This is a genomic window from Streptomyces sp. G5(2025), assembly GCF_049542075.1.
GTDB lineage: Bacteria > Actinomycetota > Actinomycetes > Streptomycetales > Streptomycetaceae > Streptomyces.
Map to the genome: position 1 here is coordinate 43,582 of NZ_JBMUZT010000002.1, position 16,577 is coordinate 60,158.

Here is a 16,577-nt window from a genome sequence, read left to right on the forward strand (position 1 = left end):
CCTGCACCTGCGGGCCAAGATGCGGTGGCACGGAAACAACCGCGGCGCGGCCGGGCATGGCAGCGGCGGCGGAACTTCCTAGGCCGGTCGTTGTAGCGTCGCCCCGCCGGAGGCCGAACGCGCGCCCATGACCTGGCGCTTCTCGGGGTGTCTCACGCCGTGGCCAAGCTGCTCAGTCTCACGACCGTGGCCAGCCTGCCTCGGCCCGTTGTGCAATGCGGGGCCGTCCGACTTCCGCATCGGAGCCCAAGAATGTGGAGGCCGATGGTCTACGAACCCTTGAAGTCGACTCGACATTCGTAGCCCCCCTTCTGCAGACCGTAGGACTCCAGTGGCCCAGAAGCTCGTAAGCGACCTCAAGACACCGGCGTCATCGATACCGCGCGCCCTGCGGCTGAAGGGAGAAGGCCTCTTCGTCGTGCACCTGTTGGGCGAGCGCTATGAGGCCTGGAACCGGCGGGCCACTGAGTGGAAGGAGCGCTTGGGTTCCCACTGCCCGGTTTCCGCGTAGCCGCGCCGGGTCCCGGTGGGGAAGGTCTTGGCCAGCGCGAAGCTGGCGATGTCCAGGTCGTGGCGGCGCTGTGGGGAGTAGGGCGAGTCGGGGGCGATGAAGTTGTAGACGAACGCGCCGTGCACGCGCTCGGCCGCGTAGAGGTCCAGGAGTTCACCGACCTCGTCGGCCTGTTCGTGTTCGTCGCGCAGGTAGCCGTCCTTGACCACCGGGGGTTTGTGCTCCCAGTCCGCGACGTTGAAGCCATCCCCACCGTGTTGCTTGGCTCCCGTGAAGGTGCAGCAGCCGAACTCGGTGATGACGACGGGCTTGCCGTGCCGGTGCAGGGCGCGTAGCTGCTTGGTGTAGGTGGCCCTGTTGTCCGCGTTCCGGTAGAGATTGGCTCCGACGACGTCGAAGCGGCGCCAGTCGACCTCCTCCCAGCTCCCGGAGCAGTAGGTGACCGGCCCCTTGAACAGCAGTCGTACGGTTTTCAGTGCCCTGTCCAGAAAGGCGTTCAGCCGCTCCTGGTAGCCGGCCGACTCAGGGCGCCCCAGCGCCTGGCCGCGCTCGATGTAGTCCTTGCCCGGCACCAGGCCGGACATGAAGATGGTCAGTTCGGTGCCGAGTGCCATGCCCACGCCGGGGTGCCGGGCGCGCAGCCGCTCGGCGGCGCGCGCCACCGAGCCGAGGAAGGTGAGGGTCTGCTCCGCGTCCTTGTCGAACTGCCGCGGCTCGAACCAGACGAACAGGCCGTGTGCGGCCGCGATCGACGCAGCCTCCGTCAGCCGGTCGAGGTCGTGGCCGAGGAGCAGGACCGCGTTGCAGTGCAGTTGCTTCTTGATGGCGGCGATCTCCTGGCGGACGTACTCCGTCCGCCAGACCTCGCGGTCCGTGTCGAAGTTGACGCCCTTGTAGGTGAGCGGTCCAGGAGCCGGGGGCGACGCCGCCGGATCGGTGGACGTCGTACGGGCAGCCGCGTTGTCGGCGGCGAAGACAGTGGCCGTGGCGGCCAGGGCCGCGGTGCCCGCGAGCATGGTCCGGCGGGCGATCGGTGCTGATGTCATGTCGTGAGCCTGCATGGAATGCGCTCGGCCGCGCATTACCCGAAGGGCTCGCGCCCATCGACCAAAGTCGCTGCACCGCTCGACCTTTGGCGCGAGCGCGGGCGTCTGCTCCGGTCCCGCAGGTCGGGGATCGACGACCAGTCAGCGGCGGCCGTTATGAATGGCCAGTTGTGGTGCGGAGCGTGCGGTGTCGGCGAGGGAAATGAACGGTGGAGAGCTGATAGGCCAAATACTCGGAGGGTGTTACCGGGTGACCGCGATGGTCGGGCGCGGCGGCATGGGCGTGGTGGCCCGGGCGGTGGACGTTCTGCTCAACCGAGAGGTCGCCGTCAAGGTCTTGCCGGCCTACCCCGACGCCTCCGCGGCCGAACTGGCCGATCCGCGGACGCGGATGCAGCGGGAGGCGCAGGCCGCTGCCCGTACGCGCACAGGGCGTGGTCACCGTGCCTGATGTGACCGAGGAGCAGGGCATGCCGGTCATCTCATGGAACTCGTCGTTGGGCCCTCGCTCGACGACGTGTGACGGAGCGCGGCACGCTGGAGTCGCACGAGGTCGCTGCGATCGGTGCCGAGTTGATGGACGCGTTCGACGCCGCGCACCGGGCCGGGGTGCTGCACCGGGACGTCAAGCCGGGGAATGTGCTGCTGAACAGCGAACCCGCTACGCCGCGCTCACCCAGACTCTGGTCTACTGCGGCTGTCACGTCCACGTCGGCTCGCTCGACGTCGCCAGCGCGCTCCGGGTCGCGGACCACGTCCGTCCATGGCTGCCCACTCTGATCGCGCTGAGCGCGAACTCCCCCTTCCGCCAAGGACGCGACACCGGCCACGCCGGTTGGCGCTCGGCCCACGGCACGATGTGGCCCGCCGCCGGCGTCCCGCCCCGTCTGGACTCGCCGGCGCACTACCGGCGCACCCTGGACTCCCTGGTCTCCTCGGGCGCGATCATGGATGCCAAGATGGTCTACTGGGATGCTCGCCCGTCCTCACGCTGGCCCACCTTCGAGGTCAGGGCGCCTGACGTGTCCACAAGTGTCGACGAGGCCGTTCTCCAGGCCGTCCGCATCCGTGCCCTCGTCGCCGACGGACTGCGTGCCGTCCGCGAGGAACCTCACGCCCCGACGTGCGCGACGAGATTCTCTCCCTGGCCCGCTGGCGGGCCGCCCACGACGGGCTCGAAGGGCACGCCGTCCACCCGTACACCGCCGAGCTTGTGCCCGCGATGTCCCTCGTCGACGCCCTGCTCGACCAGCTGCACGTCGGCCTCCAGGCCGCCGGCGACCTTCGCCATGTCGCCGACACCGCCGCCGTGTTGCGCCGCGACGGCTGTGGCGCACGCCGTCAACGCCGGGTGTACGAGCGGCGGCATCCCTTCACCGACGGGGTGCGCCACCTCGCGGACACCACCGAGCGCCAGCACGCCTGACTCGATCGGCAACGCCGGCGCCCCAGCCGCTTCCTCGCCACGCCCCGCCGCCCCTGGACCTCGCGCCCACCAGCCGTCCGAGGAGTTCGCCATGCCCAAGACGCTCACCACGTTGATGGACACCGCCCGCCACCGGGCCCAGGGGCTGCGTCAGCTCGACGAGATCGCGGATCGGTACGGCCTGTCCGACGACCTGCGCGACTCGTTCCGCGTCACCTCCCAGGTGCTGCCCTTCCGGGTCAGCGAGTACGTGCTGTCCCACCTCATCGACTGGGACGACATCCCCGACGACCCGATCTTCCGCCTGGTCTTCCCCCAGCGCGGCATGCTCGACCCCCAGGACCAGCGCCGGGTGGCCCGCTTGATGGCCGAGCCCCGCGACAGGGCCGAGCCAACGCCGTCGTCCAGCGGATCCGCGACGGCCTCAACCCGCATCCCTCCGGGCAGAAGCAGCTCAACGTGCCTCACCTGGGCGACGCCGAGATCCCCGGGCTGCAACACAAGTACCGCGAGACGGTGCTCTACTTCCCGGGCCAGGGCCAGACCTGCCACGCGTACTGCGCCTACCGCTTCCGGTGGGCTCAGTTCATCGGCGACGCCGACCTGCGCTTCGCCACGACCGACCCCAGTGGGCTGGTGGCGTACCTCGCCGCGCACCCGGAGGTCGAGGATGTCCTGGTCACCGGCGGCGACCCGATGGTGATGTCCACGGAGCGAAGCGCCTGTGTGGCCACCTCGATCCCATACTGGACGTGGAGAGCGTACGGACCATTCGCATCGGCACGAAGTCCGTCGCCTACTGGCCAACGCTTCGTCACCGACCGGGACGCCGACGACGTACTACGCCTGTTCGAACACGTCATCTCGTCGGGGCGCGATCTCGCCGTGATGGCGCACTTCAGCCATCCCCGTGAACTCGGCACGGATCTCGCCCGCCAGGCGCTGACCCGCATCCGCTCCACCGGCGCCCTCGTCTACTGCCAGGCTCCCCTGATCGGGCACGTCAACGACGACGCCCGCGTATGGGCCCAGCTCTGGCGGGCCGAACTCGCGGCCGGCGCGGTCCCCTACTACATGTTCGTCGAGCGCGACACCGGCCCTCACGCGTACTTCGCGGTCACCCTGGCCAAGGCCGCCGAGATCTTCCGCTCCGCCTACCGCACGCTGCCCGGTCTCGCCCGAACGGTCCGCGGCCCGGTCATGTCCACCACCCCCGGCAAGGTCGTCGTCGATGGTGTCCAGGAGTGCGCCCAGGGCCGGCACTTCCAACTGCGGATGCTCCAAGCCCGAGACCCGTCCCTGGTCGGCCGCCCGTTCCGCGCACCCTACGACACCCGCGCCACCTGGCTCGACGAACTCACCCCGGCCCCGGACACCCCAGCGGACATCGCCGCCGCCCTCGCCACCCATATCCGCCGCCCGTGCCCGGAGGGGAAGGTGCCCTGACGATGACCGCATGGCGCACCTCTCCCAACCTGGCCCTTGACGAGCTGGTCGCCCGCCGCCGTGCCACCGGCGCACCCGTCGTGCACCTGGGCTTCGGCGAATCCCGTCTGCCGGTGTTCGCCCCGCTGGTCGAACACCTGGTCAGGGGTGGCGAAGCCACCGCGTACGGTCCGGTCACCGGCGGACCATCTCGCCGGCGCCGAGTGGTGGGACGACCAGCACTGCACCGACTACGGCCTGGGCCCTGCGTCTGGTCAGCGGACGACCCAGTCCGGTGCCCACAGGTCGTGCGGGGTTCGCGGGCGTGCGGTGCGCAGATGGTCGCGCAGCGCGGTCAGCACGGGGTGCTGGTCTCCGCTGCGGAACACCAGCACGTGCGGGTAGACCGGGGTCGGGTCGTGCAACGGGATGCGCCGTAGGTCGTGGGTCTGAGGCCACATGTACCGGTCTCCGCTACCGACGAGGGTGGACAGTGAGGCCGAGTCGGCCAGCGCGTCCATCAGGGCCTCGTCACCGAAGTTGGGGCCGAGCGCGTCGATGCTCAGGCCGAAGGCCTCGGTCAGCGCCCGGTAGAACGCCGCCCACTCCGTGCCCGGCCTGATCCCGGGGACCCAGATGCGGTGACCGGCCAGGTCCGCAGGCCTGACCCAGGGCGCGTCACCCAGCGGGTGGCCAGGTCCGACCAGGAGCTCCAGAGGTGCGTCCAGGAGACGTTCGGTGCTGATTCCGGCCGGAACCTCATCTGCCGGCAGGGCGCGGAATGACGCGTCGACGGTCCCTTCGAGCACCGCCTGCGCGGCCTGGGCGGCGTTCTCCGTGCCCAGCGTGACCGCGTCCAGGTCCGTCTCGGGGTGGGAGCGGTAAAACCGGTAGACGGCCTGGGCCGGGGAGATGCGCCGATTGAGGACATCGACGCGCAAGGGACGGCTTCCGGGACGCACGGCCTGCTCGGCCTGCTCGATGGCCGCCAGGACCTTCTTGACGTGCGGCAGGAAGACCTGCCCGTCCAGGCTCAGCCGGGAGCCTCGGGAGGTCCGTACCAGGAGTGTGACCTCGATGTGCCTCTCCAGAGCCGCGATCCGCTTGGAGGCCGCCTGCTGGCTGATTCCCAGTTCGTCGGCCGCAGCCTGGAACTGCCCGGTCTCGGCGACGGCCACAAACGTCCGCAGTGCTTCAACATCCACGCCCGCACCCTACTTCTACACCCATTGGTTGTGGCTGGTGCGGGGCACGGTTGTTTGAACGAGAGCTCTGCGCGGTGGTGGGATCAGCACATGTCTACCCGCACAGAGCAGGTCATGTTTGTCCATACGCCTGAGTTCGCGCGTCATGCGGAGCGGATCGTGGAGGTCACCGATGCGACGTCTCGACTGAACGTGCTTCCGTTCAGCGACAGCGAAGGCCGCGCAAAACTACTTTCTGTTGTGTTCGGTGGCCCGCTGCCGAAGTCGGTGATGATCTACCCGCCGTTCTTCACCGAGTACGGGCTGAACACGACGTTCGGGGAGAACGTCTTCGTCAACCAGGGATGCACCTTCATGGACAAGGGAGGCATCCGTATCGGGGACGGCGTCATGATCGCCCCGAAGGTCAGCCTCATCACCGGAGGCCATCCACTGCCCCTGGCTGAGCGCCGCGAGTTCCTTTCCTTCGCCCCGATCGTCATCGAGGACGACGTCTGGATCGGGACGGCTGCCGTGATCACTCAAGGGGTGACCATCGGTGCCGGTGCGGTGGTCGCTGCCGGTGCGGTGGTCACTCGAGATGTTCCTGCCGGCACCGTGGTCGCGGGAGTACCCGCCCGGGTGATCAAGACGATCGACTGAGCCCGGCCGGTCCGCCGGCCCGGGTGCGCAGCACCTCTGCCGTCTGATCCTGACACCTCGTCACGCCCGCACGCCCGGCTGACCGACCGGCAGTGGGACCGCATCCGACCTCTGCTGCCCTCCCGAACCGGTCGTCGTGGCAGGCCGTGGGCGACCACCTCCGCATGGTGGAGGCGATCGTCCACCAGCACCGCTCCGGTATACCCGGGCGAGGCCTCCCAGCCAGGTTCGCATCCTGGGAGGCTGTGTGGGCCCGCCACCGCCGCTCGGGCGCCGATGGAACTCTTGCTCTGGCGGACCGTTTCGAGGTTGAGCGGTCTTGGCTTCGGGCGGTGGTCTACCTACCGCATGCCGGGGTTCTCGCCGAGGCCGCGGGGCCAGTCGTGGGCGTGCATGGTCTCGGTCTCCCAGTCCTCGAACAGCTGGGGCGTGCCCTGGGGTCGCGGTCGGTGTCGCGGTGACACCGAGTGCACGCGCGCGTGTTGCGGAACGGTGGGCGTCGCGGGCCGGGCAGAGTTGAGCGTGCAGACCTCTTGACGCTGGTCAGCGGGCGGGCGGATCGTGCCGGTTCGCGTCATGTTTACCCCGCCGCGGTCTGTGCGCAGGAGCTGGTATCCGCCTTGCGGCGCGGGCGCGCCGTATCGGGCAAGTAAGGAGGAAGGGGCCGCGTCGACCTCCCCAGGTTGTCGCGGCCCTTCCCTGATCATCCTTCAGCCACTACCCCGACCTGCCGCTTCCACGCCTTCGCCTTCCATGCCGGCGGTAGGGCCGGTCGTAGCCGACAGGACGGCATCGTGGTTTTTGGTGGAAGAAATCCGGCAGGACGTGGACGCTGTCGATGCTGTGCTCGTCGGCCAGTCCCTCGGCGGCCACACGGCCATGCTCCCCGCCGCCGCACACCCCACCCTCGTCTGTACGCTCATCATGGCGGGGCGACCCCCGGACGAGACTGGCGACAGCTCGGTAGGTGGTGGGCAGGCTCTCGCGTCGGTGTGTCCAGCGCATCAGTTGCTTCCAGCGTTTGTGGTCGGCGAGGGCGTGTTCGACGGTGATGTGCTTCGAGGAAGGACCTCGACGTCAGGAAAGTGCTGGAAGCAGATCCCGACACCTTCGTTGTGTGCGGCAGTCACATCATGCATCCGCCCGGGCCATAGGACATCGACCCATAAGGTGCGGCCCTGGTGCTCGGGGATGAAGGGGGCGTTCATGGTGTTCTGCTTCTTCTTGCCGAATGCAGGAGACCGGCAGCGACGTTGCCACCGCCCACGCCTTCTTCTTCTCTCGCCTTCTTCTTCTCTCGCGCGCGCGAGAATAGCAGGCTGTTCCGGGAGCCGACGTGAAAGATCCGAACAAGTAGTCCCATTGGATGATGGCGGACCGTTTCGCCGGACAGGGCGGGGCGACGGCGGGGATGATTTTGGATGAGGTGCGTTCCGCTCCGGACGTCGCGTTCCGGTCGTCCGGACGTCTTCCGCTGATCCTGGAGGATCTATGCGACACCCTGTCACCCGCCCGCGCACGCGAGCCCTGGCTGTCGGGCTCGCGCTCGCCGCGGCCACGCTCTTACCCTCCGGCTCCGCCGGGGCGAGCGACCAGTACGAGTGGGCCGCGCTCGGCGACTCGTTCACCGCCGGTGTCTTCGTCGGCGACCCGCAGCCCCCACTGGGGGATCCGTCGCAGGACGGCTGCGCCCGGACCAGCGACTCCTACCCCAGCGTGGTCGAACGGGAACTCGCCGAGTCCCCGCCGGGCAAGTCCGTCCGTCTGACCAACGTCGGCTGCAGCAGCGCCGTCATCGCGAACATCGCCAAGGTCAAGCAGACGCCGATCAGCCCGGTCGAGACCCCTCCCGGCGGCTGGCCCGCGGTGGACACGCAGATCAAGCGGGCCGGGCTCGACGACCAGACCGACGTCGTCACCATCGCCATCGGTGGCAACAGCCTGCCCTTCGGCGACATCTTCCCCAAGTGCCTCGACCAGGGCACGAACGGCAAGTCCTGCCGCGAGTACTTCACCGACCCCCCCGAGGGAGTGGAGAGCATCCGGGAGAGGCTCGCCCGGGTCCAGGACGAGTACATCGAGATGCTGGCCGAGGTACACAAGGCCGCGCCCAACGCCAAGGTGATCAACGTCGGCTACCCGGCCATCATGCCGGCCAAGGCAAGTGACTGCGACCGCGGGTCCCTCACCGAACTCGGCGCGACCACCCACGCCGACATCGACTGGCTCCGTGACGACGTCCTCAAGCCGCTGAACAAAACGATCAAGCGGGCCTCGTTGTCCTACGGCGACCGCTACGTCGACGTCTACTCCTCCAGCCAGGGCCACGATGTCTGTCAGCCCGAGGGCACCAAGTGGATGGAAGGAATCTGCGGCGACGCCGCGGACTACTGGCCCACCACGTTCCCCGGCACGTCGGTGGACTGCGCTCCCATCGAGAAGCACGCCACAATGATCCACCCCAACACCGCGGGACACGCCAACACCGCGGTCCGGGTGGAGCGAGCGGTCCGCATCGCCCTCCGCCAACACTGACCCACCCCGTCCGAACCCTGACGCCGGAGCCCGGCCTCCCGGCCGACGGCTCCGGCGTCGGGGCGTCTACGGGTCACGCTGAGTCCGTAACAGCCATGGGTACGCGGTCAGGCGGGCCGGTACTCCGCGTGAGGAATCGGCCCGTTCTCGTATAGCCATGGCGAGGTGTCATCCGTGGGTGGCCAGCCTGGTCAGCGGCGGGGAAGTCCGTCGCGGCAAACCGCCTGTTCGAACTGTGCCGACCTGGTCGAGGAACGTGGCGGCACGCCCGACAAACCCCGCAGCCAGCGCATCAACCGGCAGCCGGGCCGGTTTCGGCTAACGCTGCGGACCAGCCGTCGGCACTGCCCCGGCCATGGCCGAACGCCCGGTAACTCTCCTGCACGGCCAGTTGCGAGAGTCCTGCGAGATCCCGGCGCCACACTGCACGAAGGGCCCCGGCGTACGACGGAGGGCCCTGTGCTCCCCGTGGCGCGGCCCGACGCGGGGCGGTGATCAGGACGGCAGCAGTGCTTCGATCCGGGCGATGACGTCGGGGGCGTCCGGCTTGACGCGTGACCCGATGCGATGGGCCACCGCACCGTCGGGCGAGACGATGAACTTCTCGAAGTTCCACTCGACGTCCCCGGCCACCCCGCGTTCGTCGTGGGCGGCGGTGAGGATCTCGTAGACCGGGTGCCGTCGCGCGCCGTTCACGTCCACCTTCTCGAAGAGGGGGAAAGTGACGCCGTACGTGGTCGAGCAGAACTCCTGGATCTCCTCGGGGCTGCCCGGTTCCTGCTGCCCGAACTGGTTGCAGGGGAAGCCCAGGACGGCGAACCCGCGGGGTCCGTAGCGCCGGTGCAGCTCTTCGAGCGCCGCGTACTGCGGTGTGCGCCCGCACTGCGAGGCCACGTTCACCACGAGAAGGACCTTGCCCCGGTAGGGGCTCAGGTCACCGGGCTCCCCGGCGAGTGTGCGGACGGGTATGTCGTACAGGGACATGTCGGTGCGTCGCTCCGCTTGTGTCGGTGACGGTCGTTCGGATCGTTCGGTCACATCGGTCGGTCACATCGGTATGACGGGTCGGTCGGACGGGATCGTTCAGCCGGGCCCGGTGACGTCCTGGTAGCTCTTGCGGAAGGCGGTGACGACGGCGTCGACGTCCTCGTCGGTCATGGCGGCGCCCAGACCGATGGTGACGGAGCGGCCGAGGAGTCCCTCGCTGATCCGGTAGCGCGGGGGGCGCTCCCACTCCACGCCCCAGGGTGTCCGCCCCTCCCGTACGGCGCGGTTGGCCGTGACCGGCTGCCCCTGGTACATGGTGTGTGCCGGGACGCCGGCGGCGTTCAGGTCGGCGACGAAGGCACGCGCCTGGAGACGGGAGTCGAGGAACAGCGTGAGATCGCCGCCCGATCCCTCCTCGTCCGGCAGCCTCCGCCAGCGGACCGGCAGATCGGTGGTCTCGCCGCGCACATGGCGTGCCACGTCCCGCAGGCGCCGGCACATGGGGGCCAGCCGGGGAAGCTGCGCGGACAGGACGGCCGCGGTCAGCTCGGTCATGCGCAGGTTGACGCCGACGAACGGCGGGCTGTCGCCGCTTCCGCGCGTCGCGCCCTTGGAGGTGGTGAACTGGCCGCCCTGGTCCTGGTACCGGGCCACCCGGTCGTACACGTCGGCATCGGTCGTGGTGACCGCGCCGCCCTCGCCGGCGGTGATGTTCTTGTCGAGCTGGAAGCTGAACGCCCCCGCGTCGCCGAGGCTGCCGACGGGCCGCCCCCCGTAACGGACGCCGGCGGCCTGGGCCGCGTCCTCGATCACCCGCAGTCCGTGCCGCCGCGCGACCTCAAGGATCGGCTCCATGTCGGCGGCGACGTTGTTGAGGTGCACCGGCATGACACCCCAGGTCCGCTCGGTGATCCGCTCTTCCAGCAGCGCGGGGTCCAGGGTCAGCGAGTCGTCGACCTCGGCGAAGACGGGGACGCCGCGGGCGGCGACGACGGCGCCCACGCTGCCGATGAAGGTCACGGCGGGCACGATCACCTCGGCCCCGGCCGGGATCCCGAGACCGATCATCGCGGCGGTGAGCGCGGCGGTGCCCGACGACACGGCGACGGTGTGCGGCACCCCCGCGACCTCCGAGAACGCGGCCTCGAACAGGTCGGTCCGGTGGCGCAGGTCCGGCCCGTAGTAACGGAACAGCGACCGTGACCGGATCACCTCCAGGGCGGCGGCCTCCTCTTCCTCACCCCACAGCGCGAGGGCCCGCCAGGTCTCGTACCGCATCCCCGGGTCGCCCGTCACGCGCCCGCCTCCGTCACCGTGTCGAGGTCCGTCGCGCTGTGCGCCACCACGAAGTCCTCCAGGAAGAGATAGTCGAGCTGGCTCGGCCCGAAGAAGGCCAGCGCCTGCTCCGGGGTCTCCACGATCGGCTCACCGCGGTCGTTGAAGGAGGTGTTGAGCACCACGGGCACGGAGGTGAGCTCACCGAACCGTTCCACCAGTTCGTAGAAGGCTCCGTTCGCCTCCGGCGTCAGCGTCTGGACCCGCGCCGTTCCGTCCACGTGGGTGATGGCCGGCACCTCCCGGCGCTTGTCGTCCCGCACCGGCGCGACGATCAGCATGTACGGCGACTCGATGTCGAGCTCGAAGTACTCGAAGGCCCGGTCGGCCAGAACGGCGGGGGCGAACGGACGGAACGCCTCGCGGTGCTTGACCTTGCTGTTGAGGATGTCCTTCATCTCCGCTCGGCGGGGGTCGGCGAGGATGCTGCGGTGGCCGAGGGCGCGCGGTCCGAACTCCGAGCCTCCGGTGAACCAGCCGATGAGCGCGCCCTGCGGCAGCAGGCCGGCGGCCAGCCGGGCCGGCCGGTCCACACGTCGGTAGGGCAGGCCCGAGGCGTCGAGCGCGCGCTGGATCTCCTCGGTGCCGTACGGGCGGCCGAGGTAGGTGTGTCGCTGCGGCCGGGGGGCCGTGTGCGGGGCCTTCGCGCCACGCGGCCGCGGCTGCTCGCCGAGGACGTGGTAGCCGTAGTAGGCGCAGCCGACCGCGCAGCCGTTGTCGCCCGCGGCGGGCTGGGCGAAGACGTCGGTGAACGGCGTGTTCCGCAGGATCTTGCCGTTGGCGACCGAGTTGAGGATGACGCCGCCGGCCAGGCACAGGCGAGTGAGGCCGGTCTCCCGGTGCAGCCAGTCGGCGGCGTGCAGGACGGCGGTCTCCAGCAAATCCTGGGCGGCCCAGGCGAGGTCGGCGCCGCGCGCGAAGCGCTCGTCCCCCTCAAGTCCGTCCAGGGCGTGCTCGACGAAGTGCAGCAGTCCGCCGTCCTTCAGGTGCAGCTCGAACCGGCCCTCCGGCAGCAGGTCGAGGTGGCGCCGGAACTCCGCCCGGTAACGGTCGGTCCCGTAGGGTGCCAGCCCCATGGTCTTGCCGTCCTCGGTCAGGTACCAGGGGCCCTCCTCGTAGAGGGTGAAGCCGATGGCCCTGCTGACCGCCTTGTACATGAAGCCCAGCGAGTGGTCGCTGTCACCGGCTTGGTAGACCCGGGCCTCCCGCAGGCCGTCGGTGCTCCAGTTGGTCCCGTACACCTTGGAGAGCTCGGTGATCTCCGTGCCATTGCCGACCGACATGGTCATGGTCTCGACGCCCTGGCCCTCGAACAGGCTGCCGGCCCCGTCGACCACGAGGACCGCGGCCTCGGGGAAGGGCGAGGGCAGGAAGGCGCTGGCGGCGTGCGCCATGTGATGGCGGATGAGCGTCGTCCGGCTGCGGAACGGAAAATAACAGCTGGGCAGCAGGGTGTCGTCCGCGACGATCGCGTCCACCTCGGCGAGACGGACCCCGTGTGTCGTCAGGCAGTACCGCCAGCACTGGTTCACCAGAGAATTCACATTGACCGCGTATTTGCGGCGGGTCAGCCGCTCTTCTTCAATACCGACGGTGATCTCACCGTTCTCGACGAGACAGGCCGAGAAGTCGTGGTTGGAACCGCCGAGCCCCAGAGCGAGCATACTGCCGTCCTTACTCCCGTTGCAGGTCTGCGGATTTGGCGAGTACGTGGGGCATAACGCTACCCGGTCGCAACGGGTCAGTCAGCAGGCGGATATGAGCCATCCTCAGGCCGGATCAAGTCGAGTTCCAGCCGACCGACAGCGCCCCCGGTAGCCCTTATTGACCCTGTCTTCCAGGTGAAGTTAGGATTGTCGATCAACGGAAGAGTCATGCGCGAATACGACTTGGGTGCGGTGATAAGGCATGGCCCTGAAAAGTCATTATCGTGATGCGATGTTCGCGCATCGCGATGGGCAGAACCGTCTAAAACTCCTGATGAACGACATGGTCATCGAGGAGCAACTGTGCCAGATGCGGTGCTCCTACTGCCTCACCGAGGACTTCAACCTCCTCATGGCAGTCCCGGACGCCCGACTGCGCCTGACCACCGACCGGCGAGCGGACTGGCACGAGATCCTCGACGTCTATCACCGCCAGGTGGACAGCCCCATCATGCGCTTGAGCGGTGGTGAGTTCTTCTGGCTGAAAGGCTCCACCGAGTTCGTCGCGGAGTGCAGTGAGAAGTACGAGGTCGTGCAGGTCATCACCAACGGAGCCTTCCTGACGCCGCACCGGCTGGAGGCGCTCGCCGCGCTGGGCAACGTCCAGCTGTGCCTCTCCCTCGACGGCCACACGCTGGAGATGAACGGCCACCGGCTGCCGCCGAAGCAGCACAAGCTCTTCGACGTCATCATGCGGCACCTGGACCACGCGGTGGAGCTGGGCATCCCCATCGAGATCCAGTCGGTGATCAGCGACCTCAACGCCACGGGCCAGGCGGACTTCGCCGAATTCCTGCTCGAACGGTACGGGCGCGGCGTGATGCTCTACTTCTTCCCGGTACGCGGCGAGACCAGGACCACCCACGCACCACCCCTCGGCGACCATTTCGCGCCACTCCTCGAACGTTACGACGAACTGTCCGCGGTGCTTCCCCCGCGGGCCTTCGTGGAACACATCGGGAATCAACTGCGCACCGGAGTCCGCACCCTGCGGTGTTACGCGACGGCCACCATGGTGCAACTCTTCGGACAGGGAGACGTCTCCTGCTGCCCATACGCCTGGCTCAAACCCATGGGCAACATAAAGGAGAATCCCGAACTCATCCACGAACAGTTCGGGAAACACCAGCACTACGATATGTTCATGCAGCCCCGGCCGCGTTTTCCGTATTGCAAGAGCTGCACCGGACCGATCGACGTGGTCAACCTCTATCTGTTCGGCGGCATCTCCGAGCAGGAAATCGCGCGCTGCGCCCCGTACGCCGGACCCCGCGCTCTGGAACGGCTACGAGAGCTGAAATCGGCGTTCACCTCGGTCTCCGAGCCGACCGGGGATCCGTCACCCCGTTGATCCCGTGGGCGACGGAATGCCAGAAGACCAGAGCATACCGACGCCTTGAGGAGACGAAATGATTTCCGTGGACGGGATTTCCGGCGACGATTTCGCGGGTGCCGGGCTGCAGAGGCTGCTCACGCTCCCGCAGCACGATCTGCTCACGCTCGCCGGGGACTGGCTCGGTGAGCTGGCGCCGTGGCGGAACGCCGAGACCCTGGCGGCGATCTCCACCACCCTGGCCGCCGAGTCCGTCCTGTCCTCCCTGTTCGTCTTCGGGGAGCGGGTGGCGGAGTCGGACGTCCGCTCGGAGGTCCCCGGACCCCTGCTCGACCTTCTGCTCCGCGCCCGGGTGCTCTCCGAGGAGTCCGGGAAGGTGTCGGCCGACTACTGCCTGGTCCGCGGGGACGGGATGTCGCTGCTGGCCGCCTGGCGGGCGGCGGGACGGGACGCGGGCTCGTACGCGCCCTGGGTCGGCACCGACTCGATGACGCTCTCCCGGCTGGTGGCGGCGCGCCGCGGTGCCCGGTCGGCACTGGACCTGGGATGCGGCACCGGCATCCTCGGACTGTCGGCGGCCCGCAACGGCGCCGAGGTGCTTTCGGTCGACGTCAACCCGGAGTGCACGGCGGCCGCGACGGTCAACGCCCATATCAACGGGCTGGCGGACCGGCTGACCGCCGTCGAGGGGGACATCATGTCCCTGTCGCTGGACTCCCGGTTCGACCTGGTGGTCTCCAACCCGCCCTGTCTCCCGCTGCGCCGTGGCTCGCTCGGCTGGCTGGCCGGCGAGGCGGGGCTGGACGGCCTAGAGTTCTTCTGGGAACTCCTGCGCCAGGTCCCCGGGCTCCTCACCCAAGAAGGTGAGGCGCTGCTCCAGGCCGCGGCCTACGGGGACGAGCGCGGGCCGTTCTTCGTCCCGGAGTTGGAGGCCGAGGTGCGACGGCTGGGTGTCTCCGGGCGGCTGCTGCTGCGGCCCTCCACTCCCCCGCGCTGGCCGGCCTTCGCGCCCCGCGACGAGGAGCAGCAACTCACCGGACCACTCGGCGACGAGGTCCGGGAGTACGTCACTCGGATCGGTGCCACCCACTACTACGGATTCGTCCTCTCGGTGCGACGCGACGACGAAGGCCTGGCGGTGGGCCGCTTCCAGTGACCCGGCACCCGGGGGTGGAGCCGGCCCACGGCTCCACCCCCGGGTCATCCGGTGACCGTCGGAGCACCGGCCGCCCCGAGCCACCGCGGCCCGAGTTCGGCGCGTTCCAGGGCCGTGACCGCGTCGGCCGCCTCCATCAGCGTCAGGTGCGTGGTGTCGACCAGCCGGACGCCGGGCACGTCGGCTACCTCCGCGTCGAGGTGACGCTCCGCCAGCCGGCCCTCCACGAACAGCCGGCCGCCCGCGTCGTTCTCGATCCGGGTGGCCAGCGCCTCCGCGTCCGCCCGCAGGCCGTAGTAGACCGCCTCCGCGCCGAGTTCCTCGAACACGTGCTGGAAACGCTCGTAGGCACGGCCCGCGAGGACCACCCCGGTGATGATCACGACGCGAGCCCCCCACTCCCGGTAGACGGGCAGGGCCGCGCGCACGGCCGAGGCCATCAGGTTGTACACCTCCTCGCCGCCGTTCCACGGGTGGACGATGGGATCGCAGTCCATCGCGGCGGCCGGGACGCCGTACCGCGTCACCAACTGGTGCCCCAGCCGGGTCTTGCCCACGCCCGGGGCGCCGGTTATCACCACGGCGCGCATCAGTTGGCCCCCTCGCGGACCGTGCCGACCAGGCGGAAGCCCAGGTGAGGGATCTTCAGGAGCTTCGCACCGGAGTCGATGTCCAGGAACTTCTGCTTCAGGACCGAGGTCACCTTGTTCACGTCCTCCCCGCCGGTGGCCTCGGAGAGTTCCTCGCGGGAGACGATCTGGCCCGGCCGGTTGGACAGCAGGCGCAGCAGCTCCGCCTCGGCGTCGGTCACGGGCGACGACTTCGCGGCGGAGCTCAGCGAGCCGTTCGCGAGAGTGAGCACCTGGGTGTTCTCGGACGGCGTGACCGTCTTGAGGTAGCTCAGGGTCTCCACGAGCCGGGACCGCCGAAGGGGGCTGGCCAGCGTGAAGCTGTAGCCGGAGGTGACCGCCGCCAGGACCTCGGTGGCGGAAACGCCGTCCAGTACGGCGACGGCGTAACCGCCCCGGCGTTTGAGGTCCGCCACGGACAGGTCGTCCGGCCGGGCGGCGGCGACCCGGTGGAAGGAGACCAGCAGCGCGCCGGGCGGTGGGGCGTGGCCCGTCGCGGGGTCCGTGACATGCAGGGTGAGACCCACCTCGCCGCATGCCTCCGCGAGGACCTCAAGGTCCGCCGGTATCAGGGACTGAGCCAGTGCGTACATGGGAAACCCTTCACAGAGCGGCGGGGCCGCGGTCACTTGTCGGGTCGG

General features: G+C 69.1%; 14 protein-coding genes and 3 pseudogenes. 8 read left to right on the forward strand and 9 right to left on the reverse strand.

All coding sequences use genetic code 11. From position 1 onward, the window contains the following. Positions 1-438 precede the first annotated feature (438 nt). Positions 439-1,557, reverse strand: a complete 1,119-nt coding sequence (locus ACOBQB_RS00575; RefSeq protein ID WP_423587919.1) for an abortive infection protein — start codon at positions 1,555-1,557, stop codon at positions 439-441. A 202-nt stretch (positions 1,558-1,759) separates the two neighbouring features. Between ACOBQB_RS00575 and ACOBQB_RS00580 the strand changes: the two are divergent. The 4 genes and pseudogenes from ACOBQB_RS00580 to ACOBQB_RS00595 all read left to right on the forward strand — a co-directional run. Continuing rightward, positions 1,760-2,208, forward strand: a pseudogene (locus ACOBQB_RS00580) (serine/threonine-protein kinase); the annotation flags it as partial. Positions 2,209-2,228: 20 nt separating this feature from the next. Beyond that, positions 2,229-2,645, forward strand: a pseudogene (locus ACOBQB_RS00585) (carboxylate-amine ligase); the annotation flags it as partial. 35 nt (positions 2,646-2,680) lie between these two features. Beyond that, on the forward strand, positions 2,681-2,983 hold the full coding sequence (locus ACOBQB_RS00590) for a hypothetical protein (RefSeq protein ID WP_423587920.1): 303 nt from the start codon (positions 2,681-2,683) through the stop codon (positions 2,981-2,983). A gap of 459 nt (positions 2,984-3,442) precedes the next feature. Next, positions 3,443-4,429: a KamA family radical SAM protein gene (locus ACOBQB_RS00595; RefSeq protein WP_423587921.1), complete on the forward strand. Its 987-nt coding sequence runs from the start codon at positions 3,443-3,445 to the stop codon at positions 4,427-4,429. 254 nt (positions 4,430-4,683) lie between these two features. Here the strand turns inward: ACOBQB_RS00595 and ACOBQB_RS00600 are convergent, their stop codons facing one another. Further along, positions 4,684-5,613, reverse strand: a complete 930-nt coding sequence (locus tag ACOBQB_RS00600) for a LysR family transcriptional regulator (protein ID WP_423587922.1) — start codon at positions 5,611-5,613, stop codon at positions 4,684-4,686. Positions 5,614-5,727: 114 nt separating this feature from the next. Between ACOBQB_RS00600 and ACOBQB_RS00605 the strand changes: the two genes are divergently transcribed. Then, positions 5,728-6,255 carry a sugar O-acetyltransferase gene (locus ACOBQB_RS00605; RefSeq protein WP_423590302.1) on the forward strand — a complete coding sequence of 176 codons (528 nt, stop codon included), beginning with the start codon at positions 5,728-5,730 and terminating at the stop codon, positions 6,253-6,255. A gap of 341 nt (positions 6,256-6,596) precedes the next feature. Here ACOBQB_RS00605 and ACOBQB_RS00610 read toward each other — a convergent pair whose 3' ends face one another. Both ACOBQB_RS00610 and ACOBQB_RS00615 read right to left on the reverse strand, forming a co-directional pair. Beyond that, a complete protein-coding gene (locus ACOBQB_RS00610; RefSeq protein WP_423587923.1) occupies positions 6,597-6,719 on the reverse strand; it encodes a hypothetical protein in 123 nt (40 codons plus the stop codon). A 478-nt stretch (positions 6,720-7,197) separates the two neighbouring features. Further along, positions 7,198-7,535, reverse strand: a pseudogene (locus tag ACOBQB_RS00615) (transposase family protein); the annotation flags it as partial. 211 nt (positions 7,536-7,746) lie between these two features. Between ACOBQB_RS00615 and ACOBQB_RS00620 the strand changes: the two are divergent. Continuing rightward, on the forward strand, positions 7,747-8,790 hold the full coding sequence (locus ACOBQB_RS00620; RefSeq protein WP_423587924.1) for an SGNH/GDSL hydrolase family protein: 1,044 nt from the start codon (positions 7,747-7,749) through the stop codon (positions 8,788-8,790). Positions 8,791-9,285: 495 nt separating this feature from the next. On the opposite strand, the gene ACOBQB_RS00625 is transcribed toward ACOBQB_RS00620, so the two are convergent. The 3 genes from ACOBQB_RS00625 to ACOBQB_RS00635 form a co-directional block, all read right to left on the reverse strand. Then, positions 9,286-9,774: a glutathione peroxidase gene (locus tag ACOBQB_RS00625; RefSeq protein WP_423587925.1), complete on the reverse strand. Its 489-nt coding sequence runs from the start codon at positions 9,772-9,774 to the stop codon at positions 9,286-9,288. A 99-nt stretch (positions 9,775-9,873) separates the two neighbouring features. Further along, on the reverse strand, positions 9,874-11,073 hold the full coding sequence (locus ACOBQB_RS00630) for a DegT/DnrJ/EryC1/StrS family aminotransferase (protein WP_423587926.1): 1,200 nt from the start codon (positions 11,071-11,073) through the stop codon (positions 9,874-9,876). Further along, complete coding sequence (locus ACOBQB_RS00635; protein WP_423587927.1) at positions 11,070-12,776, reverse strand: carbamoyltransferase; 1,707 nt, start codon at positions 12,774-12,776, stop codon at positions 11,070-11,072. Before ACOBQB_RS00635 ends, ACOBQB_RS00630 begins: the two co-directional genes overlap by 4 nt. A 316-nt stretch (positions 12,777-13,092) precedes the next feature. Between ACOBQB_RS00635 and ACOBQB_RS00640 the strand changes: the two genes are divergently transcribed. Both ACOBQB_RS00640 and ACOBQB_RS00645 read left to right on the forward strand, forming a co-directional pair. Beyond that, the gene (locus ACOBQB_RS00640; RefSeq protein ID WP_423587928.1) at positions 13,093-14,169 is read left to right on the forward strand and encodes a radical SAM protein; all 1,077 of its coding nucleotides are present in this window, start codon (positions 13,093-13,095) and stop codon (positions 14,167-14,169) included. A gap of 58 nt (positions 14,170-14,227) precedes the next feature. Next, positions 14,228-15,307, forward strand: a complete 1,080-nt coding sequence (locus ACOBQB_RS00645; RefSeq protein ID WP_423587929.1) for a methyltransferase — start codon at positions 14,228-14,230, stop codon at positions 15,305-15,307. A 44-nt stretch (positions 15,308-15,351) separates the two neighbouring features. Here ACOBQB_RS00645 and ACOBQB_RS00650 read toward each other — a convergent pair whose 3' ends face one another. Both ACOBQB_RS00650 and ACOBQB_RS00655 read right to left on the reverse strand, forming a co-directional pair. After that, the gene (locus tag ACOBQB_RS00650) at positions 15,352-15,897 is read right to left on the reverse strand and encodes a hypothetical protein (protein WP_423587930.1); all 546 of its coding nucleotides are present in this window, start codon (positions 15,895-15,897) and stop codon (positions 15,352-15,354) included. Continuing rightward, on the reverse strand, positions 15,897-16,529 hold the full coding sequence (locus tag ACOBQB_RS00655; RefSeq protein WP_423587931.1) for a winged helix-turn-helix domain-containing protein: 633 nt from the start codon (positions 16,527-16,529) through the stop codon (positions 15,897-15,899). Before ACOBQB_RS00655 ends, ACOBQB_RS00650 begins: the two co-directional genes overlap by 1 nt. Positions 16,530-16,577: the final 48 nt, after the last annotated feature.

Excerpts from the sequence above, each read along its gene's own strand:
- ACOBQB_RS00575 (WP_423587919.1), bottom strand. The coding sequence starts at position 1,557 with ATGACATCAGCACCGATCGCCCGCCGGACCATGCTCGCGGGCACCGCG.
- ACOBQB_RS00605 (WP_423590302.1), top strand. The coding sequence starts at position 5,728 with ATGTTTGTCCATACGCCTGAGTTCGCGCGTCATGCGGAGCGGATCGTG.
- ACOBQB_RS00620 (WP_423587924.1), top strand. The coding sequence starts at position 7,747 with ATGCGACACCCTGTCACCCGCCCGCGCACGCGAGCCCTGGCTGTCGGG.
- ACOBQB_RS00625 (WP_423587925.1), bottom strand. The coding sequence starts at position 9,774 with ATGTCCCTGTACGACATACCCGTCCGCACACTCGCCGGGGAGCCCGGT.
- ACOBQB_RS00635 (WP_423587927.1), bottom strand. The coding sequence starts at position 12,776 with ATGCTCGCTCTGGGGCTCGGCGGTTCCAACCACGACTTCTCGGCCTGT.
- ACOBQB_RS00640 (WP_423587928.1), top strand. The coding sequence starts at position 13,093 with ATGAACGACATGGTCATCGAGGAGCAACTGTGCCAGATGCGGTGCTCC.
- ACOBQB_RS00645 (WP_423587929.1), top strand. The coding sequence starts at position 14,228 with ATGATTTCCGTGGACGGGATTTCCGGCGACGATTTCGCGGGTGCCGGG.
- ACOBQB_RS00650 (WP_423587930.1), bottom strand. The coding sequence starts at position 15,897 with ATGCGCGCCGTGGTGATAACCGGCGCCCCGGGCGTGGGCAAGACCCGG.
- ACOBQB_RS00655 (WP_423587931.1), bottom strand. The coding sequence starts at position 16,529 with ATGTACGCACTGGCTCAGTCCCTGATACCGGCGGACCTTGAGGTCCTC.